This window comes from Wolbachia endosymbiont of Drosophila bicornuta, assembly GCF_028982105.1.
GTDB lineage: Bacteria > Pseudomonadota > Alphaproteobacteria > Rickettsiales > Anaplasmataceae > Wolbachia > Wolbachia pipientis.
The window spans coordinates 1-3,480 of sequence record NZ_JAPQLF010000030.1 but is presented as its reverse complement, the minus strand read 5'-3'; the positions used below and the strand labels follow the sequence as shown (position 1 = coordinate 3,480).

2 rRNA genes are annotated in these 3,480 nt (G+C 56.2%); both read left to right on the top strand.

Features of this window, described 5'->3' with window-relative positions:
* The first annotated feature begins 139 nt into the window (after nucleotides 1–139).
* Nucleotides 140–3,214 (top strand): 23S ribosomal RNA (locus OZD68_RS00190).
* 147 nt (nucleotides 3,215–3,361) lie between these two features.
* A 5S ribosomal RNA gene (gene rrf / locus OZD68_RS00185) occupies nucleotides 3,362–3,478 on the top strand.
* Nucleotides 3,479–3,480: the final 2 nt, after the last annotated feature.

Here is a 3,480-nt window from a genome sequence, read left to right as displayed (position 1 = left end):
GATTCCCGGTTGGTCGGTCACTGTTGGTGGCTGTCGGCGTGGGGGTTCGTGTTGTTTGAGAACTGTATAGTGGACGCGAGTATCTTCTTTATTACTGCAAATTTTTTTGTTGTTCACCCGGGCTCTTATGAGCCTGTTTGTGTTGTGTGTTAAGGGCACACGGTGGATGCCTTGGCATGATGAGCTGATGAAGGACGTGGGAGACTGCGAAATGCCTCGGGGAGTTGTCAACCAAGCGTTGATCCGAGGGTGTCCGAATGGGGAAACCCGGCCGTCGTTGTGGGCGGTCACCTGCCGGTGAATGTATAGTCGGTGTGGGAGTGACGCGGGGAAGTGAAACATCTCAGTACCCGCAGGAGAAGAAAACAATTGTGATTCCGTGGGTAGTGGCGAACGACAGCGGATGATGGCTAAACCGGTGCTGTGTGATACCTGTCAGGGGTTGCGGTGTCGGTGTTGTGGGGTCTTGCAGGACTGGTCTGACAGCTGGTCGCCTGTCGCATGCGTGTTAGCGGAAGTGGTCTGGGATGGCCTGCCGTAGACGGTGAGAGTCCGGTACGTGAAAGCATGTGTGTGCGGGTGTGTGAGTGTCCCCGAGTAGCAGCGGGCTCGTGGAATCTGCTGTGAATCTGCCGGGACCACCCGGTAAGCCTGAATACTCATTGTGACCGATAGCGGATAGTACCGTGAGGGAATGGTGAAAAGTACCCCGGGAGGGGAGTGAAATAGTACCTGAAACCGTGTGCTTACAATCCGTCAGAGCCTTTCGGGGTGATGGCGTGCCTTTTGAAGAATGAGCCTGCGAGTCAGCGGCACGTCGCGAGGTTAACCCGTGTGGGGTAGTCGTAGCGAAAGCGAATACTAACGAGTGTGTTTTTAGTGGCGTGTCCTGGACCCGAAGCGGGGTGATCTACCCATGGCCAGTGTGAAGCGATGGTAAGACGTCGTGGAGGCGCGAACCCACTTAGGTTGAAAACTGAGGGGATGAGTTGTGGGTAGGGGTGAAAGGCCAATCAAACTCCGTGATAGCTGGTTCTCCCCGAAATGCATTTAGGTGCAGCGTCGTGTGTTTCTTGCCGGAGGTAGAGCTACTGGTTGGTTGAGCGGGACTATCATCTTAGCGACGTCAGCCAAACTCCGAATGCCGGTAAGTGAGAGCGCGGCAGTGAGACTGCGGGGGATAAGCTTCGTGGTCGAGAGGGAAACAGCCCAGATCGCCGGCTAAGGCCCCTAAGGGTGTGCTAAGTGGAAAAGGATGTGCGGTCGCGAAGACAGCCAGGAGGTTGGCTTAGAAGCAGCCATCCTTGAGAGAGTGCGTAATAGCTCACTGGTCGAGTGGCCGTGCGCCGACAATGTAGTGGGGCTTAAGTACACCGCCGAAGCCGCGGAACTGCACACTGTTGTGTGTGGTTGGTAGGGGAGCGTCGTGTGGCCGGTGAAGGTGCGGGGTGACCCAGTGCTGGAGGCTATGCGAGTGAGAATGCAGGCATGAGTAGCGATTGATGAGTGAGAAACTCATCCGCCGAATGACTAAGGGTTCCTGGGTCAAGTTTGTCTTCCCAGGGTGAGTCGGGGCCTAAGGCGAGGCCGACAGGCGTAGTCGATGGTTAACGGGTTGATATTCCCGTACCCGAGCATGTGCGAAAGGAGATGAGGCGGTGAGACTAACCACCCTGAAGGACTGTCGGTGCATCTTTGGTGTGCTGGTGGTGTGGATGCGTGGGACCTGATCCGTAGTAGTCTAGTGATGGGGTGACGCAGTGAGGTAGCCGAGCCACTTATTGGATTGTGGTGTAAGCGTGTGGCCCGTGTCCCAGGTAAATCCGGGGCGCATACAGGGTGAGGCGTGATGCGTACCCTTTTGTGGGGATGTCGGTGATCCTGTGCTGTCGAGAAAAGCCTCTAGCGAGTGCGTGTTCGGCCCGTACCCTAAACCGACACAGGTGGTCTGGTAGAGTATACCGAGGCGTTCGGGTGAACTGTGGTTAAGGAATTCGGCAAAATGCCCCCGTAACTTCGGGAGAAGGGGGGCCCGTGCTGGTCGCAGCCTTTTGCGGGTTGTTGGCTGGTGTGGGTCGCAGAGAATAGAGGGAAGCGACTGTTTACTAAAAACACAGGTCCGTGCGAAGACGGTAAGTCGATGTATACGGACTGACGCCTGCCCGGTGCTGGAAGGTTAAGAGGACCTGTTAGGGCTTTGGCCCGAAGCGGAGAATTTAAGCCCCAGTAAACGGCGGTGGTAACTATAACCATCCTAAGGTAGCGAAATTCCTTGTCGGGTAAGTTCCGACCTGCACGAATGGCGTAACGACTTCTCTGCTGTCTCAACCACAGGCCCGGCGAAATTGCAGTACGAGTAAAGATGCTCGTTACGCGCGGCAGGACGAAAAGACCCCGGGACCTTCACTATAGCTTGGTATTGGTGTTCGGTTCGGTTTGTGTAGGATAGGTGGGAGACTGTGAAGCGGCTACGCCAGTGGTTGTGGAGTCGTTGTTGAAATACCACTCTGATCGTATTGGATGTCTGAACCTCGGCCCGTGATCCGGGTCAGGGACAGTGCCTGGTGGGTAGTTTAACTGGGGCGGTTGCCTCCCAAAGTGTAACGGAGGCGCCCAAAGGTTCCCTCAGCCTGGTTGGTAATCAGGTGTTGAGTGTAAGTGCACAAGGGAGCTTGACTGTGAGACTGACAGGTCGAGCAGGGACGAAAGTCGGGACTAGTGATCCGGCACCGGCTTGTGGAAGCGGTGTCGCTCAACGGATAAAAGGTACCCCGGGGATAACAGGCTGATCTTCCCCAAGAGTCCATATCGACGGGATGGTTTGGCACCTCGATGTCGGCTCGTCGCATCCTGGGGCTGGAGTTGGTCCCAAGGGTTGGGCTGTTCGCCCATTAAAGCGGCACGCGAGCTGGGTTTAGAACGTCGTGAGACAGTTCGGTCTCTATCCGCCGTGCGCGTTGAAACTTGAGAAAGGCTGACCCTAGTACGAGAGGACCGGGTTGGACGTACCTCTGGTGGGCCAGTTGTCACGCCCGTGGCATTGCTGGTTGGCTACGTACGGGAGGGATAACCGCTGAAAGCATCTAAGCGGGAAGCCTGTTTCGAGATGAGGTTTCGTGTGAGGTTCCCTGTAGACGACGGGGTTGATAGGCCGGATCTGGAAGCCATGTGAGTGGTGGAGGTGACCGGTACTAATTGACCGAACATTACACTTGAACATGCTTTGTGGTGTGTTGGTGAGCACGTATCTTGCAGCGTTTGTAGATTTCGCGTCCATTGTGCAGTGTCTGGAACGGCACAGCACACCAGTCCCGCCGGTTGGTGGGTGTTGGGTGTGTGTGGTTGTTTCGTTGATAGATTTGTCGGTGGTTTTGGCGGTGGGGTCACGCCCGGTCCCTTTCCGAACCCGGTAGCTAAGCCCACCTGCGCCGATGGTACTGCACCCGGGAGGGTGTGGGAGAGTAGGTCGCCGCCGGCATT